Below are 22,571 nucleotides of genomic sequence, written 5' to 3' on the forward strand. Positions count from 1 at the left end.
CTGATTCATTATACTTCGATATCAATATGCTGACTCGGCGTTTCTCCACGTGTGGAAAATCGCTCGTCAGTATTCATTCTTCTTAGTCGACTACCGACATTCTTTTTATCTTCTATGGTGCGTAATGTTGAGCGACGTTCTTTACGCACAAGGGCTTTTTTGGCCATTAGCGTTTTATGGGGAATATGAGGTGGAAGTTGTGACTGCGGTGCTTCATGACTGTCAGGACTAATGGCGCTTGTGCTTCGCACTTGCTCAACAATTCTTCTGCGCTCGCTAACGGCGCGCACAGGTCTTGCTAACATGGCATAAATGCTATCGATACTCATGTCAGTGCCTCCTGTATAGATAAACCCACTAGCTATATTTATTCACTATACCCTGTTATCGGCATCTTAAGATTAAAATTTAGCCGTTATAGATTGCCAATTGACTTACGCGTTATTTCACACCATTGACTTACAAGAAGATCAAGGTCATTTCTGCATGGTTGACTACGCGGTAAGTCTTTAGCGGCATTAAGAAAAATTAACTGTGATTGTGAGTTGAATTGATAAAATGCCTGCCATGGTTATTGGCTTCAACGCAGTTATGTGGCTTGGGGATATATTTAAAGCCATTGTGCTAATGGATAAGTAACGGCTGTTTACTGACGCTGAGTTTGTACGATGGCGGTGTGTCCACTCATAACATTAGCTTCATTCGGTGCATTAAATGAAGCATGGCGTGTTTTTAAATACGATTTAATGATCAAGATCGACAATTTGTGATGTTAATGTTCCATAAACAAGCCTTAATTAAGGCAATAATTCAATCAAAAGGTGGACGATTACCACAATTTAGTCACTTTAATTCAACGCTAGCGCCTCAAATTAGTCGATAAAATGACCGTTATGTGTCTGGTTTAACTCATTTACCCTGATTTTAAGCTGTTTTTTACAGACAGCTTTGTCATTCCTCCTGCTTGAGATCAATTTGCTGCTAACCCGCTTGGGGTCTGGATTTAATATATCTGTCCATCCCTTGACAACACTTGCATAGAGTCCCTAAACTTAGCATTTGTGGGAAAAAGTGGATCATTGTGGATCAAATGCTAACAAAAGGGGTGATATAGGGTGTTTCGGGGGGCCAGTGCAATTAACATGGACGCTAAAGGACGGATCGCAATTCCTGCGAGATACCGTGATGCGCTTCGTGTTGAGCATGCCGGTACTGTGATCATCACTGTTGATATTGAATCTGCCTGTTTGTTGATTTACCCATTGCACGAATGGGAGCAAATTGAAGCAAAGCTTAAATTGCTCTCAGACACGGTTCCACTTGAGCGTTCTTTTAAGCGCAAATTACTGGGTCATGCTCAAGATTGTGAACTAGACAGCCACGGACGTATTGTGATCCCGCCGGCTTTACGAAGTTTTGCCAGCCTAGAGAAAAAAACCATGCTGGTGGGCTTACTGAATAAATTTGAATTATGGGAAGAGTCAGCTTGGCAGAAACAAATGGATGACGGTAATACGCTCATCCACAGCCAAGATTTAGCCAGCAATGAATGCCTGGCCCACTTTTCACTGTAGTGACCAAAAAGGTTAAAAGAACCCAATGAGCCAAGAGTTTGCCCATTTATCTGTATTACTGAATGAGACCGTTGATGGGCTCAATATCCAACGTGATGGCATCTATATAGATGGCACCTTTGGTCGTGGCGGGCATTCACGTCATGTTTTAAGCCATTTGGGTGAAAATGGGCGCTTAATTGCCATTGATCGTGACCCACAAGCCATTGAAGCCGCTAAACAGTTTGCCGACGATTCACGCTTTCAGATAGTTCATGGTGGTTTTGGGCAGTTAGCACAGTATGTTGAAGAACTAGGGCTTACGGGCAAAATCAATGGTGTGTTACTCGATTTAGGAGTGTCGTCCCCACAGTTAGACGATGCAGAACGTGGTTTTAGTTTTTTACGTGATGGCCCGTTAGACATGCGTATGGACAACAGCCAGGGGCAAACGGCTGCACAATGGATTGCGCGTGCTGAAATTGAAGACATGGCATGGGTATTTAAAACCTATGGCGAAGAGAAAAACGCTCGTCATATTGCCCGCTGTATTGCTGCAGATCGTGAAAAAACGCCGTTTTTACGGACGAAAGAGTTAGCCGATTTAATCGCGCGTATTACCAAAAATAAAGAACGCAATAAGCACCCAGCAACGCGAGTGTTTCAGGCTATTCGAATTTATATTAATAGCGAATTAGAACAGATAGACCAAGCACTCGAAGGAGCATTAACGGTATTGGCGCCAGAAGGCCGTTTGTCGGTGATCAGTTTCCATTCGCTAGAAGATCGCATGGTAAAACGTTTTATTCGTCGACATAGCCAAGGTGAAAGTGTGCCACACGGATTACCGATCACCGAAGCAGAAATTAATAAGTCGCGTAAATTAAAGGCTGTTGGTAAAGCGTTGAAGCCATCAGAAGCTGAACTTGAACAAAACCCACGTGCACGCAGCTCAGTGTTAAGAGTTGCAGAGCGCCTGGACTATTAGTCTTAGAGGTTAATGTGAGCCAATCACCATTAAGTTTACCTCGAATAGTGTTACAAGATCTGTGGCGTCATAAGTGGGTGGTTTTGCTTGGGGCGTTAGTGATGGCGAATGGTATTGTGGTTGTGTATACCAGCCATGTTACTCGGCAATTGACCTCGCAATGGGATCAGTTGCTGCAAGAACAAGATCGCCTAGATATTGAATGGCGCAATTTATTATTAGAAGAGCAATCGCAGTCTGAGCACAGCCGCGTGACGCGAATGGCAACAAAAGAACTGAATATGGCTCGGCCGCTTCCTAAAGAAGAAGTCATTATTCGGGTTCAGTGAGCATAGGGATTATGGCAAGACAAGCAAAACGAAAATTAAATCACGAATTGATCCCATGGCGTTTATACGTTGTGGTGGGATTTGTGTTGTTATTATTTTTTAGTTTGATTGCTCGTGCGGCATATATTCAGATTATTGAACCAGACAAACTGCGTCACGAGAGTGACATGCGCACCTTACGCACCACGAGCAGCCAAGTACAACGAGGGTTAATTACTGATCGTAATGGCGACATGTTAGCTGTAAGTGTGCCTGTGCGTGCGGTATGGGCCGACCCGAAACATGCTCATGATCAGAATGCCTTTAAAGACATGCGCCGCTGGCAGGCGTTAGCCGACGTATTGCAAGAGCCCGTAGATGAACTGGTGCGCAAGGTAAAGGGCAACCCTAAAAAGCGTTTTGTTTATTTAAAACGTCAAGTCACTCCCGCCGTAGCTGATTATATTGAACAGCTTAAAATTGGCGGGATTTATCTTAAATCTGAGTCTCGTCGTTATTACCCCGCGGGTGAAATTGCTGCTCAACTTATTGGTATTACTAATATTGATGACGTGGGGATTGAAGGTATCGAAAATACCTACAACACTTGGCTTACTGGCACGCCGTCAAAACAAAAAGTGCGTAAGTCCCGTGACGGTAGTGTTGTTGAACGCTTAGATATGGTGCAAGAAGGCGAAAGCTCAAATGACCTAGTGCTAAGTATCGATCAACGTATTCAGCAGTTAGCATACCGTGAACTTAAACGTGCGACTGAAATGTATCAAGCAACTTCAGGTTCTGTTGTGGTAATCGATGTCCATACTGGTGAAGTGCTAGCAATGGCCAATACGCCATCATATAACCCAAATGCACGTGATAACCTGCAAACTCACCGTATGCGTAACCGCGCGTTAACCGACACCTTTGAACCGGGCTCTACTGTTAAGCCTTTTGTTGTGGCCGCCGCATTAGAAGCCGGTACAGTAAAAGCCAATGAGCTTATTCAAACCTCACCCGGCTGGATGCGTATTGGTGGGCGTCAAGTGCGCGACTCTAACAACTACGGTGACATGTCGTTAGCAAAAATTTTGGTTAAATCAAGTAACGTTGGCATCAGTAAGTTGGCACTATCGATGCCAGTACAGCAACTTTTAGGGACTTATCAGTCTATGGGGTTGGGCAACTATTCGGGCATCAATTTAACCGGAGAAAGCGCCGGGTTAATTCACGACCGTAATCGCTGGTCTGACTTTGAACGCGCCACCTTATCATTTGGTTATGGTTTTACCGCGACGCCTCTGCAAATTGCACGCATGTACGCGACTTTAGGCAGTGGCGGTATTTTATATCCGGTATCGATTTTAAAACTTAAACAAGCACCTAAAGGTGAGCAAGTTATTTCGACTCAAGTTGCTAAAGATGTCATGCAAATGCTGGTTGGGGTAACTGAAGTGGGCGGCACTGCAACTAAGGCGCATATTGATGGTTATCCGGTTGCAGGTAAAACCGGTACTAGCCGTAAAGCCGTTGCGGGCGGCTATGGTGATGATTATGTTGGCTTGTTTGCCGGCGTTGCGCCTGTTCATAATCCTCGCCTTGCCATTTCTGTGGTGATTAACGAACCCAAAGGCGACAAGTATTACGGCGGTGATGTGGCAGGTCCTGCTTTTGCCAAGATTATGTCTGGTGCATTGCAAATGCTGAACGTTGAGCCAATTTCAGAGCGTGAGGCTATTCATTTAGCCACTGCGCAAGGAGCGCAGAATAATGTTATTAAATGATTTATTAGCACCGTGGTTTCATTATGCTGGCTCAGAGTCAATTAATGACTTAACCCTAGACAGTCGCTGCGTCAGTCAAGGCGGATTGTTTGTTGCTCTTCCAGGTTATAAAGTCGATGGGCGTGAGTATATTCCACAAGCGGTAGAGGCCGGTGCGGCTGCGATTTTGATCCATACTGATAATCCTGAGCAGCATGGTGTTGTGGATTTACAGCAATACCCTGTGCCTTTAGTGTATTTTTTCCAACTGACTCGCCAATTGTCTGCGGTAGCCGCTCAATTTTATGCCACTCATACCCATTCTTTAGCATTAATTGGCGTCACAGGTACTAATGGTAAAACCTCCGTCAGCCAAATTATTGCGCAAATCGTTAAGTTGCTCGGATACCCAGCGGCTGTGATGGGCACATTAGGTAATGGCATTTGGGGGCAATTGGTCGACAGCGGCAATACAACAGCCGATGCGATAACCGTTATGCGCCAATTGGCTGAGTTTAATGCTCAAGGAGTCAAAGTGTGTGCCATGGAGGTGTCAAGCCATGGTTTGGTGCAAGGTCGGGTTGAGGCGGCACCGTTTGAAACCGCTATTTTTACAAATTTAAGTCGTGATCATCTTGATTATCATGGCGATATGGACGCTTACGCCGCAGCTAAAAAACGTTTGTTTCATTTTCCTAGTTTAAAACACGGGTTGCTTAATATCGACGATGCGGTCGGTGCGAAGTGGTTTGCAGAGCTAGCCAGTCACCAAATTAAGTCGTTTAGCACTCAAGGTGAGACCAGTGCCGATTTTTACTGTACCGATGTGCACTATCACGATGCTGGCGTGAATGCCGTTTTGCATTACCCGTCATTAAATGGCCAGGGTAGTTTATCCGCTAGCCTAGAATCACCGTTATTAGGCGCATTTAATTTATCTAATGTTGTTGCGGCTATTGCAGCTTTGTATTTACAAGGTATGTCGATGACAGCCATGCTTGCGGTGATGCCAAATGTGCTGCCAGTAGCTGGGAGAATGGAGCGTTTTTCTGCTGCCAATAAAGCCACACTGGTTGTGGATTATGCCCACACGCCTGATGCGATTGAACAAGCATTAAAAGCATTACGAGTGCACTGCAAAGGTACTTTATGGTGCGTGTTTGGGTGTGGTGGTGATCGCGATAAAGGTAAGCGTCCATTAATGGCGCAAGCGGCTGAGCAATATGCAGATAAAGTGATGATCACTAGCGACAATGCGCGTAGCGAAGATCCACAAACCATTATCAATGATATTTTACAGGGCATCAATCAGCCCAACAATGTGTTGACACATGTTGACCGTATTGAAGCAATTACTCGTGTCGTGGCATTAGCACAAGCAGATGATATTGTACTGCTTGCTGGTAAAGGGCATGAAACCTATCAAGAAGTTGCAGGCCAGCGTATCGATTATGATGAGCGCGCGTTAGCACTTGCTTTGTCAAAGGACGCATTATGATTAGTTTATCTTTAGCGCAAATTGCAGAGCATTTACAGGGCACATTACACGGTGTTGAACAAGGGGCCGAGCTCCACATTACGGCAGTCAGTTCTGATAGCCGTAAAATCGACGCTAAATGCTTATTTGTTGCGTTAAAAGGCGAGCGTTTCGATGGCCATGATTTTGCTAAAACAGCAATTGATAATGGTGCGACTGCATTACTGGTAGATCATCTTTTACCGTTTGATATTGCACAAATTGTGGTGGCCAACACTCAAAAAGCCATGGGCAGTATTGGTTCACTTGTGCGTCAAATTGTAAACCCAATTAGTGTGGCATTAACTGGCTCTAATGGTAAAACTAGCGTCAAGGAAATGGTGGCGACGATTTTGTCGCAGCAACATCAGGTGCTATTTACCGCGGGTAATTTTAATAATGAAATAGGCGTACCATTAACACTATTGCGCTTAACTCATGGTGATAAATATGGCGTGTTTGAGTTAGGTGCTAATCATCGTGGTGAAATAGATTACACATCCTCTTTGGTGCAACCTCAAGTCGCATTAGTCAATAACATAGGCAGTGCTCATCTAGAAGGGTTTGGTTCGTTAGATGGGGTCGCACAGGCTAAGTCTGAAATATTTAACCATTTAGCTAAAAATGGCACTGCGATTATCAATGCCGATGATAAATATGCCGCTTACATGACGCAACGTTCACAAGGTTACCAGCAGGTACGTTTTTCGTGTCAGGAAGGTGTTGATGCAGATGTTAAGGCCATTGATATTGAAGCTGACGCGAATGGCTGCTGTCAATTTACCTTAACCTATAACGAACAACAAATTGCGGTGCAATTACCCTTGGCTGGATTACATCAAGTGAGTAATGCTCTGGCTGCCGCGTCTATGTGTTTAGCGCTTGGTCTACCTCTAACCCTTATTGCACAAGGTTTTGCGTTACTTCAGCCTGTAAAAGGGCGGATGCAACCTCACAACCTAGGGCGCATATTGCTAATTGATGATAGTTACAATGCAAACCCATCTTCAGTGAGTGCTGCAATCAATTGGTTGCAACAACGTGACGGTTATCGTTGTTTAGTGCTGGGAGATTTGGGCGAATTAGGCGACAATGCTGCCCCTTTGCATGCCGGCGTTGGATTGCAGGCGAAAAATGCAGCAATAGACAGTTTATATTGTTGTGGCCAGCTTTCGGCTCATGCCAGCAATGCGTTTGGTAGTGAACATTTTTCAGCACAAGACACATTGATAGTGGCATTACAACAACACCTTAAAGAGGTTGAAGGTAATGTGACTATTTTAGTTAAAGGTTCTCGCAGCGCCGCTATGGAGCGGGTTGTTGACAGTTTATTGAATGCCTACGGGCGTGGGGAGTTAGTGTAGATGCTGGTTTATCTAGCTGAGTATTTAACCCAATTCTATAGCGGGTTTAACGTTTTTTCGTATGTAACGTTTCGGGCTATTTTAGGCTTGTTAACCGCATTAGTGTTTAGCTTGTGGTGGGGGCCTATTCTAATCAAGCGTCTGCAAATGTTACAAATTGGGCAGGTTGTGCGTAATGATGGCCCTGAGTCACATTTTAGTAAGCGTGGTACGCCGACGATGGGCGGTATTTTAATCCTAGCAGGCATTTTTATTAGTGTGTTGCTGTGGGGGGATTTATCAAATCGTTATGTATTAGTTACGCTGTTTGTTTTGGGTAGTTTTGGTGTCATTGGTTTTATCGATGACTATCGCAAAGTGGTCAAAAAAGACTCTAAAGGCCTTATTGCTCGTTGGAAATATGCCTTGCAATCTATTGCGGCCCTCGTGGTGGCGATATTTTTATATGCTTCATCAACCATGGCGGGTGAAACACAGTTAGTCGTGCCGTTTTTTAAAGATGTGATGCCGCAACTTGGTTTTATGTTTATTTTACTGGCTTACTTTACCATTGTTGGGGCGAGTAATGCGGTGAACTTAACCGATGGTTTAGATGGCTTGGCGATTATGCCAACGGTTATGGTGGCAGCAGCGTTTGCGTTAATTGCTTATTTATCTGGTCATGCGCAATTTGCCAGTTATTTGCATCTACCGCATTTACCGTTAGCGGGTGAACTCGTAATTGTTTGCACGGCTATGGTTGGTGCTGGACTAGGCTTTTTGTGGTTTAACACATACCCAGCACAAGTGTTTATGGGTGATGTGGGCTCATTGGCGTTAGGGGCTGCATTGGGAGTGATTGCGATTCTTGTGCGCCAAGAAATTTTACTCGTCATTATGGGCGGTGTATTTGTAATGGAAACCGTGTCGGTGATCTTACAAGTGGGTTCATATAAATTGCGCGGTCAGCGTATTTTCCGTATGGCACCCATTCATCATCATTATGAGTTAAAGGGATGGCCAGAGCCGAGGGTTATTGTGCGCTTTTGGATTATTTCACTGTTTTTAGTGCTTTTAGGTTTAGCGACTCTAAAACTACGCTAAGCAATTATTAAGGTAGATATTATGCAATCTAAGTACACGCACATTGTTTTAGGCTTGGGAGCTACAGGGCTTTCAGTCGTGCGTTTTTTGGCAACTAAAGGCATTAAACCTTTGGTCATGGACAGCCGTCGTCATCCTCCAGGGGCTGAGATGCTGGTACAAGAATTTGCTGATATCGAATTAATAGCCGGTGGGTTTGATTGTCGTTATTTGGTGCAAGCGAGCCAAATTATTATTAGCCCTGGTGTGCCTATCGATACACCAGAAGTGCGCGCTGCACTGGACATGGGGATTGAAGTGATAGGTGACATAGAGTTATTTGCTCGCGAAGTTGCCGATCGCAAACCTTGTGTTGTTGGTATTACTGGCTCAAACGGTAAATCGACAGTCACCACACTGGTTTATGAAATGCTGCAAAAAGCCGGTATGTCGGTGGCCATTGGTGGCAATATTGGTACGCCGGCTTTAGATTTGCTTGCACAAGATGCCGAGTTTTATGTGCTTGAGCTATCAAGTTTTCAACTTGAAACCACACATTCGTTAAATTGTATTGCCGCGACCTGTTTGAATATTAGCGAAGATCACATGGACCGTTACAGTGATTTGAATTCGTATCGCGAAGCCAAGTTACGTTTGTATCCGCAAAGCCGATTTGTGATGTACAACCTCGACGACGAGCTGACATACCCATTAGAGCCGATGAATCAAAATCATTTTAGTCTCGGTGTGCCAGAAGGTGATGCCTGGGGGTTGAGTGATGGCAAGATTTTCCATGGTGACAGTGAGATTGTTAACTTAAATGAAGTGTCGCTTATCGGTAGTCATAACCATGCTAACTTGCTTGCGGCAATGTCACTGGCCTATGCCTGCGGGGTTGACAAAGAGTCGATGGTGGATGTGGCGAAGCATTTTGTTGGTTTAAGTCATCGCTGCGAATTAGTTGGTGTTAAACAAGGTGTCTCGTACATCAACGACTCTAAAGCCACGAATGTTGGCGCGACTGTCGCAGCGTTACAAGGATTGAATTCGCATCTTGGTGATTTGTATTTAATTGCAGGCGGTGATGGCAAAGGCAGTGATTTTAGCCCGCTTACAGAGCCTTTAGCCAACATTACGCAGTTGATCACTTTAGGCCGTGATGGCCCTAAAATTGCCAAATTAAAGGCGGACTCTATTCAGGTCACCAGTATGGCAGAAGCCGTGGCCAAAGCGGCAGAGTTAGCATCATCGGGTGATATCGTATTGTTGTCACCAGCGTGTGCCAGTTTAGATATGTATAAAAACTTTATGGCTCGTGGTGATGATTTTAGACAATGTGTGGAGTCATTAGCTGATGGCGAGTAATGAGCAACAACTCAACCTGTTTAAACAAGGCTTGAATTGGGCTTTACCGTCATTGCTGTCGGACAACAGTGCACCGGGTATGCCACTGTATGACCGCAGTTTTTTAACAGCCATTATTGGTTTGATGTGTTTTGGCTTTGTGATGGTGATGTCAGCATCGATGCCTGAAGCCACAAAGCTTACCGGCGATCCATTTTATTTCATGTACCGGCATGTGCTGTATTTAGTGGGTTGTGTTGTTATTGCATTTTTTGTGTTGAAGTTTGATGTCAGCTACTGGGAAAAAAACAGTGGTATGTTGATGTTAGGCGTATTGGTGTTACTCATTGCCGTGTTGTTTATTGGTACCTCGGTAAACGGCGCAAAGCGTTGGTTATCGATAGGGCCAATACGAATTCAAGTTGCTGAAATGGCAAAGTTTATTTTTATTGTATACATGGCGGGGTATTTGGTTAGACGCCATGGTGAACTGCGTGAAAACCGCAAAGGTTTTATTAAGCCCATTTGTGTATACGGTTTGTTTGCATTGCTGATTTTGTTACAGCCTGACTTAGGTACTGTGGTGGTGTTGTTCGTGTGTACCGTGAGTTTATTATTTTTAGCGGGCGCCAGGATTATCGACTTTATGGCGTTAATTTTACTTGGCGTTATTACCTTTGTGCTCTTGGTATTATTTGAGCCCTACCGTATGCGACGCGTCACTTCGTTTATGGACCCATGGGAAGACCCATTTGGTAGTGGCTACCAGTTAACGCAATCATTAATGGCATACGGCCGCGGTGATTGGTTTGGCCAAGGACTTGGTAACAGTATTCAGAAGTTAGCGTACTTGCCTGAAGCACACACCGATTTTATTTTTGCAGTGATTGGCGAAGAGCTCGGTTTTATTGGCATCATTATGGTGTTATTGGCACTGTTTTTTGTGGCAATGCGCGCGATTAGATTAGGTAACTTGTGTTTAAAGATGCAACGTCCATTTGAAAGTTATGTTGCTTATGGCGTTGGCATTTGGGTGTGTTTCCAAACCGTGGTGAATGTGGGTGCGAGCATTGGCATGTTACCCACAAAAGGACTTACTTTGCCGTTTATTAGTTACGGTGGCAGTAGTTTATGGGTGATGACAGCCGCGGTCATGTTACTGGTAAGAATAGATTACGAACGCCGACTGAGTTTGGTGCAGGCCGTGCAAGGGAGAACAAGTTAATGAATAGCAATGTAAGTCGTTCTCCACGTATTTTAGTGATGGCTGGCGGAACGGGTGGCCATGTGTTCCCTGCTCTGGCTGTAGCAAAACATTTAGCTGAAAAAGGCTGGCAAGTACGTTGGTTAGGTACAGCAGATCGGATGGAGGCGCGTTTAGTGCCTAAGTATGGCTTTGATATTGAATTTATCGATATTAAAGGCGTTCGCGGTAATGGATTAATCCGTAAATTAGCGGCGCCATTTAAAATTATACGTTCGATTATTCAAGCCAAAGCAGTGATTAATGATTTTAAGCCTAATGTTATTTTAGGCATGGGCGGCTTTGCCAGTGGCCCCGGTGGCATAGCGGGCAAGTTGTCTGGAGTGCCAGTGGTATTGCATGAGCAAAATGCCATCCCTGGAATGACCAATAAACTGTTGTCTAAAATCGCCAAAAAGGTGTTGTGTGCATTCCCTAATACCTTTGGCAGTGACGTCGCTAATGTGGAAGTCGTGGGCAATCCTATTCGCCAAGAGCTCATTGCATTAGGTGCGCAAACCAAAACATCACAAGTCGATGCGTTAAGAATATTGGTTGTAGGCGGTAGTTTAGGTGCCAAAGTGCTTAATGATGTGATGCCAGCGGTGGTGGCACAGTTAAGCAAGCAACATTCGATTACTGTGTGGCATCAGGTGGGTAAAAACAATCACACTGCAGTAAAAGCCAGTTATCAACAACTAGGCCAGTTAGACACTGTCAATGTGGCCGAGTTTATTGATGACATGGAGGCGGCTTATCGCTGGACTGATGTGGTGGTTTGTCGTTCTGGCGCGTTAACCGTGTCTGAGCTAGCAGCGGTTGGACTTCCAAGCATTTTGGTACCATACCCCCACGCCGTTGATGATCACCAAACCGTCAATGCGTCAGTATTGGTTGATGCTGGTGCCGGCTTTTTATTACCACAAACGATTTTAAATGCAGACAACTTAGCTGAAAAATTGCAATTGTTTGCAGAAAATAGAGATGAACTCGCCCAAATGGGCCGTAAAGCAAGAGGTGTTGCAGTGCTAGACGCTACTCAACGAGTAGCAGATATTTGCGCCTCAGTTGCAACAAAGGGTTGAAATGACAAAGACAGAAAGATACGCACAACTTCGTAGCATGATCCCTGAAATGAGACGGATCAAGCGCATTCATTTTGTTGGCATCGGTGGTGCTGGCATGGGTGGTATTGCCGAAGTGTTAGTCAATGAAGGCTATCAAATTAGCGGTTCAGACATTGCGGTTAATAGCGTAACAGAACGTTTGCAGCGTTTAGGTGCAAAAATCATCATTGGTCATCAGGCCCAAAGTGTTGAGCAAGTTGATGTGGTAGTGGTATCTACTGCGATTAATCAGCAAAACCCTGAAATTATTGCCGCGAAAGAATTACGCATTCCCATTGTTCGCCGCGCAGAAATGTTGGCAGAACTGATGCGTTATCGCCATGGTGTGGCGATTGCTGGCACACACGGTAAAACGACCACCACCAGTTTAATTGCCAGTGTATATGGCCAAGCAGAGCGCGACCCGACATTTGTTATCGGTGGGCTGTTAAACAGCGCTGGCACCAACGCCCGTTTAGGCACTAGCCGTTATTTGATTGCCGAGGCGGATGAAAGTGATGCAAGCTTTTTGCATTTACAACCCATGGTCAGTGTGATCACCAATATTGAAGCCGACCACATGGATACTTACGGTGGCGACTTTGAAAAGCTAAAAACCACGTTTGTCGATTTTTTACATAACTTGCCGTTTTATGGTGTCGCAGTTATGTGTATCGATGATGATGTTATCCGTGAGATCATGCCGCGTATTGGTCGCCAAGTGGTGACCTATGGGTTTAGTGAAGATGCCGATGTGCAAGCGATTAATTTTGCTCAAAACGGTCATCAATCAAGTTTTACCGTTAAGCGCCATGGTAAGGATGATGTTGATATTGTGCTTAATTTACCTGGACAACATAACGTACTTAATGCGTTAGCAGCCATTGCTGTAGCCAGTGAAGACGATATTGGCGATGAGGCTATTGTACAAGCATTAGCTGAGTTTGAAGGCATTGGCCGTCGCTTCCAGCATTTAGGTGAATTTGCGACCCCTAATGGTAACGTCATGTTGGTCGACGATTATGGTCATCACCCAAGTGAAGTGCTAGCAACGATTAAAGCCGCGCGTGCCGGTTGGCCAGATAAACGATTAGTGATGGCATATCAACCGCATCGTTACAGTCGTACACGTGACTTATATGAAGACTTTGTTGATGTGTTATCGCAAGTTGATTGTTTGTTACTACTTGATGTGTATGCAGCGGGTGAAGCGGCAATACCCGGAGCAGACGGACGAGCCTTGTGCCGCTCAATACGTTTACGAGGCCAAATAGATCCTATTTTTGTAGCAAGTCCAGATCAATTGGCTGCCGTGTTACCTGATGTATTACAGCAAGGCGATTTATTTTTAACCCAAGGTGCAGGCAATATTGGGGCATTATCGAAAGAATTAGCCCTTAGCGAATTAGGCTTTAAAGCTCAGCAAGAAGAACAAGGAAATGCTTGATTTTTCATCAATTGTTATGTGTGAAAATCGAGCTTTAATCCTTAGGGATTGGTCGATATAATGGCCGATCTTTTGGGGCATTACCCAGAACAATGTCAGAGGCGGATTTAAGGTGTCGTGGAGCGATAAAGGGCGCCAGTTAAAACAGAATTTAGCACGTGTAAATTGGTATTTTTGCACTGGTGTACTGTTTTTACTATGTGTGCTCGGCACAGTTGTTTGGGGGGGAATACAGCTCCATAACCTGCTTAACGACGCAGATGCTTTGCCTATTGAAGCTGTTGCGGTTAAAGGTGAGCGGCTCTACACCACAGATGAAGAAATTAAAAATGCCTTGCAATCATTAATGCAAAGTAGTTTTTTTAGCGCTGATGTTGTTGATGTGCAAAAAGCATTAGAGGCACTACCGTGGGTTTATCATGCGTCAGTAAGACGGGAGTGGCCGGCAAAATTTAAGGTGACTTTACAAGAACAACAAGCTGTTGCTCATTGGAATAACACAGCATGGTTGAATGTAAATGGTGAAGTATTTAATGCACTTGCACATGCTGAACATGCAAGCTTACCCATGTTATCTGGCCCAGAAGGCACTGAGCAAGAAGTGTTAACCAGTTTTCAGCAGTTAAATGATTTATTAACAATAAATGGCTTTACCTTAGTTAATTTACGTTTAAGCCCCCGTCATGCTTGGCACGCAGTATTAGCCAACGGGATTGAAATTGAACTAGGGCGAGAAGATAAAATGTCACGGATACAGCGCTTTATTAATGTGTATCCAACGTTGAAGCAAAGTGATAAACCAGTTGCAACCGTTGATTTACGTTACGATACCGGGTTTGCTGTAGGCTGGGGTGATTCAAAACAGAGAGTCGACAATAAATGACCAAAAATCAGGAAAGAAACCTCATTGTGGGGCTAGATATAGGGACATCCAAGGTCGCAGTGATCATTGGTGAAGTATTACCTGATGGTGAAATTAGTGTCATTGGTTTAGGTAATCATCCGTCACGCGGGATGGATAAAGGCGGTGTTAACGATCTCGACTCTATTGTTCGCAGCGTACAACGTGCTTTAGATCAGGCAGAGTTAATGGCAGATTGCCAAGTGTCGTCGGTGTACTTAAGTATTTCTGGTAAGCATATTGCTTGTCAGAACGAAAACGGTATGGTGTCGATTAATGATGAAGAAGTGACACAAGAAGATGTTGATAATGTGATCCATACCGCTCGCTCGGTAAAGATACCAACAGAGCGCCGTATTTTGCATGTGTTACCACAAGAATATTCAATTGACGTACAAGATGGTATTAAAAGCCCAATTGGTATGTCGGGTATGCGTATGGAAGCCAAAGCGCACATCGTCACTTGTGCAAACGACATGGCAAAAAATATCACTAAAAGCGTAGAGCGTTGTGGTTTAAAAGTCGATGATCTCGTGTTTTCTGGCATTGCGTCGGCAGACTCGGTATTAACCAATGACGAAAAAGATTTAGGTGTTTGTATCGTCGATATTGGTGGTGGAACGACCGATATTGCTGTATACACCAACGGCGCACTGCGTCATTGTGCAGTTATTCCTGTTGCCGGTAACCAGGTGACCAGTGATATCGCTAAAATTTTTAGAACACCGTTAACGCATGCTGAACAAATTAAAGTGCAGTTTGCTAGCGCCAGAAGTTCAACGGTAAGTCGCGAAGACAGTATTGAAGTTCCGTCGGTGGGCGGTCGTCCTTCGCGCAGTATGTCCAGACATACATTGGCAGAAGTAGTAGAGCCAAGATATCAAGAATTGTTTGAGCTTGTGCTTAAGCAGCTGCAAGATAGTGGGTTAGAAGATCAAATTGCAGCAGGCATTGTACTCACTGGAGGCACGTCCTCAATATCAGGTGCAGTAGACATTGCCGAGGCAACATTTGGTATGCCAGTTCGTGTGGCGGCACCGTTGCCTGTAAAAGGATTATACGAATATGTGGATCAACCTATTTACTCTACAGGAATAGGCTTGCTTCATTATGGCGCAAGGCGAGTGATCGAACGTCAGTTCGAGCGACCTGAGCGTCAAGGGGTTACCAGCTTTTTGAATCGGGTCAAAAGTTGGTTTAAGGGTGAATTTTAATAACGCAGACAAACGGAGATCAGACAATGTTTGAGATCATGGACACTCATTCAGACGAAGCGGTGATTAAGGTCATCGGCGTCGGTGGCGGCGGCGGAAATGCTGTCGAACATATGGTAAAACACAGCATCGAAGGTGTTGAATTTATCGTCACAAATACAGATGCTCAAGCATTACGTAAATCAGGCGCGGGTTCAACAATCCAGCTTGGTCGTGATGTGACAAAAGGCCTTGGTGCTGGAGCAAATCCAGACGTAGGTCGTCAAGCAGCAGAGGAAGATCGCGAAAATATCCGTGCCGCCATTAAAGGCTCAGATATGATCTTTATCGCAGCAGGTATGGGTGGTGGTACCGGTACTGGTGCAGCGCCAGTGGTCGCTGAAATTGCACGTGAAGAAGGTATCTTAACGGTTGCCGTAGTCACCAAGCCTTTCCCATTTGAGGGAAAAAAGCGTATGGCATACGCTGAGCTAGGTATTGCAGAACTTGCTAAACATGTGGATTCGTTAATTACAATCCCCAATGAAAAGCTGCTAAAAGTACTTGGCCGTGGCACATCATTACTTGATGCTTTTGCTGCTGCTAATAACGTGCTACTTGGTGCGGTTCAAGGTATTGCTGAGCTTATTACTCGTCCAGGTTTAATCAACGTCGACTTTGCTGACGTGAAAACCGTGATGTCAGAAATGGGTAATGCCATGATGGGTACAGGTGTTGCAACCGGTGATGATCGTGCAGAAGAAGCTGCAGAAGCCGCGGTTGCCAGCCCATTACTTGAAGACATCGATCTTGCTGGTGCACGTGGCGTATTGGTTAACATTACCGCCGGTATGGATATCAGTATCGAAGAGCTAGAAACCGTGGGTAACCATGTTAAAGCTTACGCCTCAGACAACGCAACAGTGGTTGTTGGTGCTGTAATCGATCCTGAAATGAGCGACGAATTACGTGTAACAGTTGTTGCTACAGGTATTGGCGCAGAGAAAAAGCCAGACATTCAGTTGGTTTCTAAGCCAGTTTCGCGCCCAGAACCTGTGGCCATTGAGCCTCGTCCAGAGCCAGTTGAAGAAGTTGTTCCTCAAACTAGCTATGCGGCAGCGCCAAAAGGCAACGCGGTACCACAGCCACAACCTTCTCAACGTCCAGATGCTGACTATCTCGATATTCCAGCATTTTTACGTAAGCAGGCTGATTAAAACTCGGATAAAACGTGATGTTTTCGCGTGATTAATGAGTTCGCTGTTGTAATAAAGATTATTTTGTAAGCAGGTTCACGGATTTGCTACTGAGTTTGCGATTTTTTTGTGAAAATCCAAACTTATGGTAGCATGTCATACCAGCTCTGCATGATAGTCTTAGGCTGTTTTTGCAACTATTTGTTTAATATTGATATTTACGGGTAACTGAATGATTTTTCAAAGAACTGTTCAAAAAATGGTGAAGAGCACTGGAGTCGGATTGCATTCTGGCAACAAAGTGACTCTATGCATTATGCCCGCACCAGTAAATACAGGGATTGTACTTAAACGTACCGATCTAAGCCCTGCTGTGTCCATTCCAGCTAAGGCAGATATGGTGCGCGAAACGACGATGTGTACAGCCCTAGTAAACGATGCTGGTATCAGAATATCAACCATTGAGCATTTGTTCGCGGCACTTGCCGGCTTAGGTATTGATAATGCCATTATCGAAGTCGATGCTCCAGAAATCCCGATTATGGATGGCAGTGCAAGTCCGTTCGTATTTTTACTGCAAAGCGCAGGGATCAAAGAACAAGCAGCACCAAAAAAATACCTGAAGATTACCAAACCTGTGCGTGTTGAAGACGGTGACAAATGGGCAGAATTAAAGCCATTTAAAGGCTTTAGAGTTAATTTTAAAATTGACTTTGCACACCCAGAAATTGCCCGCAGTCAGCAACATATGGTGATGGATTTTTCTACATCAGCGTTTGTAAAAGACATTAGTCGTGCTAGAACATTTGGTTTTATGCGTGATATTGAATACCTACGTGCAAATAACCTTGCGCTAGGTGGCAGCATGGAAAATGCCGTTGTACTTGACGAATATCGTGTATTAAACCCTGATGGTCTGCGTTATGAAGACGAATTCGTTAAGCACAAAATTCTCGATGCATTTGGTGATTTGTATGTTGCAGGTCATGCGATTGTTGGCGAATTTATTGCTTATAAAACCGGTCATGCGTTAAACAACCAACTCGTACGTGCACTACTTGCCCAGCAAGATGCATGGGAGTTAGTGAGCTTTGATAAAGAAGCGGATGTTCCCGTCAGCTTCATCGTACCGGGTGCCCTCGCGCACGCTTAAACGTTAAGATTGCCTATTACGGCTGGCTAATGCAGCCAGCCGTTTTAGTTTTTCGCCTAGTGTACCTTCAACATGTTCCGCCAAAGCTTCAATATGTTGTGCGGCAGTTGTACTAATGGCGTTTTGATTGGTGTTAACCGGTGGTTTTGTTAATGCAAGTCCCGGATTCACCTTAACCTCAATGGCGGTAAGCATCGGAAGCGTATCCATTTGAAGTTGTTGTAATAGCTTCTGCTTCTGAAAATTGATCCTTGCAGCCCACGCTGCAGATGTAGTGTCAATAACAAGAACACCCTGGCGGAGATTAGCAACTTTTAGCTGCTCTGCTACAGGACCATTTAATATCTGTTTTACGTATTTATTCAGATTATTTAATAGTTCTGCTTTTTCAGCAAGTTCAGGTAGTCTCCCAGACAAATGGACCAAATTGCTGAGATCTTGAGGGGGCTTTTTCATATGATAATAAGATGGCTGAATTAGGCTATGAGTGTAACAGTTTTTATTCAAGGTCGAAATGGCGTAACACGTTGGCAACCGAGCAAACGATGGTTACTCCTACCTATTATTCTAATGGCCACAGGCACAGGAATATATCAATACAACACTGACCGTTTTGCTAGCCAGCAGGCTAAAGTTGACGAAAATAAACAATTACGTGAACAGCAAACACAACAAGTGATCCAACTCAAAACTGCAACTGAAACCCAAATAGCAGCATTAGTTGCTCATGTGGCTAAGATGCAAGCCAAAATTACCCGACTTGAGGCCCTTGGCCAGCAAGTTGCGCAAAATAACCTCCTTGATGATCAATTTGATTTCTCTGCAGAAGTGGGCATCGGTGGTTCAAGCGAAATAGGTAATGGTGTCGAATTAAGTCAACTTATCGATGAAATGAATAAGTTGGCATCAAGAATTGATAATAATAATGTTCAGTTATCCCTACTTGAAACAGTAGCATCTAATCTCCATATAGATGAAGAACGTTATATATCAGGGCGACCAATCGATAAAGGTTGGTTATCTTCGCCCTATGGTTTACGAAATGACCCTTTTAGTGGCAAGCGTACAATGCACAAAGGCATTGATTTTGCGGGCAAAGAAGGGGCAGATGTTACAGCTACTGCTGCAGGAGTTGTAACATGGTCAGGAAACATGCTTGGGTATGGCGAGTTAGTCGAAATAGACCATGGTAATGGTCTTCGCACTCGATATGGTCATAATAAATCTCTGTCAGTAAACGTAGGTGACGTCGTTGCCAAAGGCGATAAAATTGCCAGTATGGGAAGCACAGGCCGTTCAACCGGCCCCCATGTGCATTACGAAGTGTTGCGTGGTAAACAACAAATAGATCCACAAAAGTACGTCTACCGCAAAGCAAGTTAATAATATTAACGGTTAATGGGCTCACACGAGCCAAACCTACAACAGATAAGTGATTAAGATGTTAGGCAAACTACTGACAAAAGTATTCGGAAGTCGCAACGACCGTACCCTGAAAAACCTTGGAAAAATCGTAACTAAAATTAATGCATTAGAAGCCGACTATGAAAAGCTGTCTGATGAAGAGTTAAAAGCGAAAACAGATGAGTTTCGTAAACGTCTAGAAGGTGGCGAAACGCTTGACGATATCATGGCAGAAGCATTTGCTGTTGTGCGTGAAGCATCAAAACGCGTCTTTGAAATGCGTCATTTCGATGTGCAATTACTTGGTGGTATGGTATTAGACAGTAACCGTATTGCTGAAATGAGAACCGGTGAAGGTAAAACCTTAACCGCAACATTACCTGCTTACCTTAATGGTTTAACAGGTAAAGGTGTTCACATTATTACTGTAAACGATTACTTAGCACGCCGTGATGCTGAAAATAACCGTCCTTTATTTGAATTCTTAGGTCTAACCGTAGGTGTTAACGTTGCTGGTTTAGGCCAGTTTGAAAAGAAAGAAGCGTATAACGCTGACATTACCTATGGTACTAACAACGAATTTGGCTTTGATTATTTGCGTGACAATATGGCATTTTCGCCACAAGAACGCGTACAACGCCCACTTCACTATGCACTGATTGACGAAGTCGATTCAATCTTAATTGACGAAGCCCGTACACCGTTAATTATTTCTGGTGCTGCAGAAGATAGCTCAGAGCTATACACTAAAATTAACTTGTTAATTCCAAGCTTAATTCGCCAAGATAAAGAAGACACCGAAGATGAAATTGGTGAAGGCGACTACAGCATCGATGAAAAAGGCAAGCAAGTTCATTTAACTGAACGTGGTCAAGAAAAAGTCGAATTGTTGCTGATTGAAAAAGGCATGTTAGCTGAAGGAGATTCACTGTATTCGGCAACTAACATTTCTTTATTACACCATGTTAATGCCGCTTTACGTGCGCACACCTTATTTGAAAAAGACGTCGACTATATTGTACAAGATGATGAAGTCATTATTGTTGATGAGCACACTGGTCGTACTATGCCAGGTCGCCGTTGGTCTGAAGGCTTGCATCAAGCAGTAGAAGCCAAAGAAGGTGTTCATATCCAAAATGAAAACCAAACATTAGCCTCTATTACCTTCCAAAACTACTTCCGTCAGTATGAAAAACTGGCAGGTATGACAGGTACAGCAGATACAGAAGCGTTTGAATTTCAACATATCTATGGCCTAGATACCGTTGTTGTTCCGACTAACCGTCCAATGATTCGTAATGACATGGCTGATTTGGTCTATCTGACTGCCGCAGAAAAATATGCAGCCATTATTAAAGATATTCAAAGTTGCCGTGAGCGTGGTCAACCAGTATTGGTGGGTACCGTTTCAATCGAACAGTCTGAGTTACTCGCTTCGCTACTTACTAAAGCAAAAATCAAGCACAGTGTATTGAATGCTAAATTCCATGAGAAAGAAGCTGAAATTGTTGCTCAAGCAGGTCGAGTGGGAGCTGTTACCATTGCAACCAACATGGCTGGTCGTGGTACAGATATCGTGTTGGGTGGAAACTGGAAAGTTGAAATTGAAAACCTGACCAACCCAACAGAAGAACAAATCGCTAAGATCCGTAGCGAATGGAAAATTCAACACGATAAAGTGATTGAAGCCGGTGGATTACATATCTTAGGCACAGAACGTCACGAATCACGCCGCATTGATAACCAGTTACGTGGTCGTTCAGGTCGTCAGGGCGATGCCGGTTCTTCACGTTTCTATTTATCTATGGAAGACAGCCTGATGCGTATTTTTGCATCAGACCGTGTTTCAGGAATGATGAAAAAACTTGGCATGGAAGAAGGCGAAGCAATCGAGCATCCATGGGTATCTCGTGCTATTGAAAACGCACAACGTAAAGTAGAAGCACGTAACTTTGATATTCGTAAGCAACTACTTGAATATGACGATGTGGCAAATGATCAACGCCAAGTGGTTTATGCCCAACGCAACGAGTTAATGGATGCTGACAGTATTGAAGACACCATTAAAAACATCGAACAAGATGTTATTTCTGGCATTATCGATCAATATATTCCACCTCAATCACTTGAAGAGTTATGGGATGTAGAAGGATTAGAGCAACGTCTAAGTAATGAGTTTAATCTAAAATTAACCATTCAAGAATGGTTAGATAAAGAAGAAGACTTACACGAAGAAACACTACGCGAACGTATTGTTGCTTCATGGACCGAAGCCTATCAAGCAAAAGAACAAATGGTCGGTGCGCAAGTCCTACGCCAATTTGAGAAAGCAGTAATGCTACAAACCTTAGATGGATTATGGAAAGAACATCTAGCTGCAATGGATCATTTACGCCAAGGCATACATTTACGTGGCTACGCGCAAAAAAATCCTAAGCAAGAATATAAGCGCGAATCGTTCGAGTTATTCCAACAGATGCTTGAATCATTAAAGAATGATGTCATTAGCGTATTGTCGAAAGTGCAAGTACAAGCTCAATCAGATGTCGATGAAATGGAACAACGTCGTCGCGAAGAAGAAGCAAAGATTCAACATGCTTATCAGCATGCAGCTGCAGAATCAATAACAGACAACAGCGATCAAATACCACAACCACCAAAAACAGTTATTCGTGAAGGTGAAAAGATTGGCCGCAATGACCCTTGTCCATGTGGTTCTGGGCAAAAATATAAACAGTGCCATGGCAAATTAAGTTAACGAGTCATTTCATTATAAAAAGCAGCGAATCTTCGCTGCTTTTTTGTTTCACACCATACTCAAAACGCTGTAAAACAAGCTTATTGTGGATAACATTGGGGGTAAATGGTGTGTATCATGTAGTTAACTGGTCAAAGTCATAAAAGATCATAAAAAGATCGTTTTTTTGCATAAAAGCGCTTGCACTAAATCTTAAGCTGCCTATAATGCGCATCCACTGACACGGCAGACAGCGAAAGCAAAAAACCGGTGAGTGTTATCAAGCAGCTAAGGTT

At 43.9% G+C, this 22,571-nt stretch carries 19 protein-coding genes; 17 read left to right on the forward strand and 2 right to left on the reverse strand.

The features are described 5' to 3' along the window. Positions 1–8: 8 nt before the first annotated feature. A complete protein-coding gene (locus L2703_RS16470) occupies positions 9–329 on the reverse strand; it encodes a hypothetical protein (protein ID WP_248972157.1) in 321 nt (106 codons plus the stop codon). Between the two features lie 786 nt (positions 330–1,115). Between L2703_RS16470 and mraZ the strand changes: the two genes are divergently transcribed. The 15 genes from mraZ to lpxC all read left to right on the forward strand — a co-directional run bounded on the left by mraZ (position 1,116) and on the right by lpxC (position 18,134). Continuing rightward, entirely contained in the window at positions 1,116–1,574 is a 459-nt protein-coding gene (gene mraZ, locus L2703_RS16475; RefSeq protein WP_248972158.1) for a division/cell wall cluster transcriptional repressor MraZ, read from the forward strand. A 25-nt stretch (positions 1,575–1,599) separates the two neighbouring features. Next, a complete protein-coding gene (gene rsmH, locus L2703_RS16480) occupies positions 1,600–2,541 on the forward strand; it encodes a 16S rRNA (cytosine(1402)-N(4))-methyltransferase RsmH (protein ID WP_248972159.1) in 942 nt (313 codons plus the stop codon). Between the two features lie 14 nt (positions 2,542–2,555). Beyond that, a complete protein-coding gene (ftsL, locus tag L2703_RS16485) occupies positions 2,556–2,870 on the forward strand; it encodes a cell division protein FtsL (protein ID WP_248972160.1) in 315 nt (104 codons plus the stop codon). An 11-nt stretch (positions 2,871–2,881) separates the two neighbouring features. Then, on the forward strand, positions 2,882–4,630 hold the full coding sequence (locus L2703_RS16490; protein WP_248972161.1) for a penicillin-binding transpeptidase domain-containing protein: 1,749 nt from the start codon (positions 2,882–2,884) through the stop codon (positions 4,628–4,630). Then, positions 4,614–6,107, forward strand: a complete 1,494-nt coding sequence (gene murE, locus L2703_RS16495; protein ID WP_248972178.1) for a UDP-N-acetylmuramoyl-L-alanyl-D-glutamate--2,6-diaminopimelate ligase — start codon at positions 4,614–4,616, stop codon at positions 6,105–6,107. Before L2703_RS16490 ends, murE begins: the two co-directional genes overlap by 17 nt. Beyond that, complete coding sequence (locus L2703_RS16500) at positions 6,104–7,489, forward strand: UDP-N-acetylmuramoyl-tripeptide--D-alanyl-D-alanine ligase (RefSeq protein ID WP_248972162.1); 1,386 nt, start codon at positions 6,104–6,106, stop codon at positions 7,487–7,489. The genes murE and L2703_RS16500 overlap by 4 nt, the downstream gene beginning before the upstream one ends. Next, a complete protein-coding gene (gene mraY, locus L2703_RS16505) occupies positions 7,490–8,572 on the forward strand; it encodes a phospho-N-acetylmuramoyl-pentapeptide-transferase (RefSeq protein ID WP_248972163.1) in 1,083 nt (360 codons plus the stop codon). Between the two features lie 21 nt (positions 8,573–8,593). After that, positions 8,594–9,916, forward strand: coding sequence for a UDP-N-acetylmuramoyl-L-alanine--D-glutamate ligase (murD, locus tag L2703_RS16510; RefSeq protein ID WP_248972164.1), 1,323 nt, complete (start codon positions 8,594–8,596; stop codon positions 9,914–9,916). Then, on the forward strand, positions 9,906–11,120 hold the full coding sequence (gene ftsW / locus L2703_RS16515) for a cell division protein FtsW (RefSeq protein ID WP_248972165.1): 1,215 nt from the start codon (positions 9,906–9,908) through the stop codon (positions 11,118–11,120). Before murD ends, ftsW begins: the two co-directional genes overlap by 11 nt. Beyond that, positions 11,120–12,223 carry an undecaprenyldiphospho-muramoylpentapeptide beta-N-acetylglucosaminyltransferase gene (murG, locus tag L2703_RS16520; protein WP_248972166.1) on the forward strand — a complete coding sequence of 368 codons (1,104 nt, stop codon included), beginning with the start codon at positions 11,120–11,122 and terminating at the stop codon, positions 12,221–12,223. Before ftsW ends, murG begins: the two co-directional genes overlap by 1 nt. Before the next feature lies 1 nt (position 12,224). After that, positions 12,225–13,691, forward strand: coding sequence for a UDP-N-acetylmuramate--L-alanine ligase (gene murC, locus L2703_RS16525; RefSeq protein ID WP_248972167.1), 1,467 nt, complete (start codon positions 12,225–12,227; stop codon positions 13,689–13,691). A gap of 112 nt (positions 13,692–13,803) precedes the next feature. After that, on the forward strand, positions 13,804–14,574 hold the full coding sequence (locus tag L2703_RS16530; protein ID WP_248972168.1) for a cell division protein FtsQ/DivIB: 771 nt from the start codon (positions 13,804–13,806) through the stop codon (positions 14,572–14,574). Beyond that, positions 14,571–15,806, forward strand: coding sequence for a cell division protein FtsA (gene ftsA / locus L2703_RS16535; protein ID WP_248972169.1), 1,236 nt, complete (start codon positions 14,571–14,573; stop codon positions 15,804–15,806). Before L2703_RS16530 ends, ftsA begins: the two co-directional genes overlap by 4 nt. Positions 15,807–15,832: 26 nt before the next feature. After that, positions 15,833–17,002 (forward strand): cell division protein FtsZ, encoded by a 1,170-nt coding sequence (gene ftsZ, locus L2703_RS16540; protein ID WP_248972170.1) that lies wholly within the window; start codon positions 15,833–15,835, stop codon positions 17,000–17,002. Between the two features lie 211 nt (positions 17,003–17,213). Further along, positions 17,214–18,134: a UDP-3-O-acyl-N-acetylglucosamine deacetylase gene (lpxC, locus tag L2703_RS16545; RefSeq protein WP_248972171.1), complete on the forward strand. Its 921-nt coding sequence runs from the start codon at positions 17,214–17,216 to the stop codon at positions 18,132–18,134. 3 nt (positions 18,135–18,137) lie between these two features. Here lpxC and L2703_RS16550 read toward each other — a convergent pair whose 3' ends face one another. Next, on the reverse strand, positions 18,138–18,590 hold the full coding sequence (locus tag L2703_RS16550) for a DUF721 domain-containing protein (RefSeq protein WP_248972172.1): 453 nt from the start codon (positions 18,588–18,590) through the stop codon (positions 18,138–18,140). 27 nt (positions 18,591–18,617) lie between these two features. On the opposite strand from L2703_RS16550, the gene L2703_RS16555 reads away from it, so the two are divergent. Together L2703_RS16555 and secA are read left to right on the forward strand one after the other, a co-directional pair. Further along, positions 18,618–19,517, forward strand: a complete 900-nt coding sequence (locus L2703_RS16555) for a M23 family metallopeptidase (protein WP_248972173.1) — start codon at positions 18,618–18,620, stop codon at positions 19,515–19,517. 58 nt (positions 19,518–19,575) lie between these two features. Next, entirely contained in the window at positions 19,576–22,296 is a 2,721-nt protein-coding gene (gene secA / locus L2703_RS16560) for a preprotein translocase subunit SecA (RefSeq protein ID WP_248972174.1), read from the forward strand. The last annotated feature ends 275 nt before the right edge of the window (positions 22,297–22,571 follow it).

The organism is Shewanella basaltis (assembly GCF_023283885.1).
Classification (GTDB): domain Bacteria; phylum Pseudomonadota; class Gammaproteobacteria; order Enterobacterales; family Shewanellaceae; genus Shewanella; species Shewanella basaltis.

What these genes read in the sequence shown, in the direction of transcription:
- L2703_RS16470 (WP_248972157.1), bottom strand. Translation starts at nt 329, where the DNA reads ATGAGTATCGATAGCATTTATGCCATGTTAGCAAGACCTGTGCGCGCC.
- rsmH (WP_248972159.1), top strand. Translation starts at nt 1,600, where the DNA reads ATGAGCCAAGAGTTTGCCCATTTATCTGTATTACTGAATGAGACCGTT.
- L2703_RS16490 (WP_248972161.1), top strand. Translation starts at nt 2,882, where the DNA reads ATGGCAAGACAAGCAAAACGAAAATTAAATCACGAATTGATCCCATGG.
- L2703_RS16500 (WP_248972162.1), top strand. Translation starts at nt 6,104, where the DNA reads ATGATTAGTTTATCTTTAGCGCAAATTGCAGAGCATTTACAGGGCACA.
- mraY (WP_248972163.1), top strand. Translation starts at nt 7,490, where the DNA reads ATGCTGGTTTATCTAGCTGAGTATTTAACCCAATTCTATAGCGGGTTT.
- murD (WP_248972164.1), top strand. Translation starts at nt 8,594, where the DNA reads ATGCAATCTAAGTACACGCACATTGTTTTAGGCTTGGGAGCTACAGGG.
- ftsW (WP_248972165.1), top strand. Translation starts at nt 9,906, where the DNA reads ATGGCGAGTAATGAGCAACAACTCAACCTGTTTAAACAAGGCTTGAAT.
- murG (WP_248972166.1), top strand. Translation starts at nt 11,120, where the DNA reads ATGAATAGCAATGTAAGTCGTTCTCCACGTATTTTAGTGATGGCTGGC.
- murC (WP_248972167.1), top strand. Translation starts at nt 12,225, where the DNA reads ATGACAAAGACAGAAAGATACGCACAACTTCGTAGCATGATCCCTGAA.
- ftsA (WP_248972169.1), top strand. Translation starts at nt 14,571, where the DNA reads ATGACCAAAAATCAGGAAAGAAACCTCATTGTGGGGCTAGATATAGGG.
- ftsZ (WP_248972170.1), top strand. Translation starts at nt 15,833, where the DNA reads ATGTTTGAGATCATGGACACTCATTCAGACGAAGCGGTGATTAAGGTC.
- lpxC (WP_248972171.1), top strand. Translation starts at nt 17,214, where the DNA reads ATGATTTTTCAAAGAACTGTTCAAAAAATGGTGAAGAGCACTGGAGTC.
- L2703_RS16550 (WP_248972172.1), bottom strand. Translation starts at nt 18,590, where the DNA reads ATGAAAAAGCCCCCTCAAGATCTCAGCAATTTGGTCCATTTGTCTGGG.
- L2703_RS16555 (WP_248972173.1), top strand. Translation starts at nt 18,618, where the DNA reads ATGAGTGTAACAGTTTTTATTCAAGGTCGAAATGGCGTAACACGTTGG.
- secA (WP_248972174.1), top strand. Translation starts at nt 19,576, where the DNA reads ATGTTAGGCAAACTACTGACAAAAGTATTCGGAAGTCGCAACGACCGT.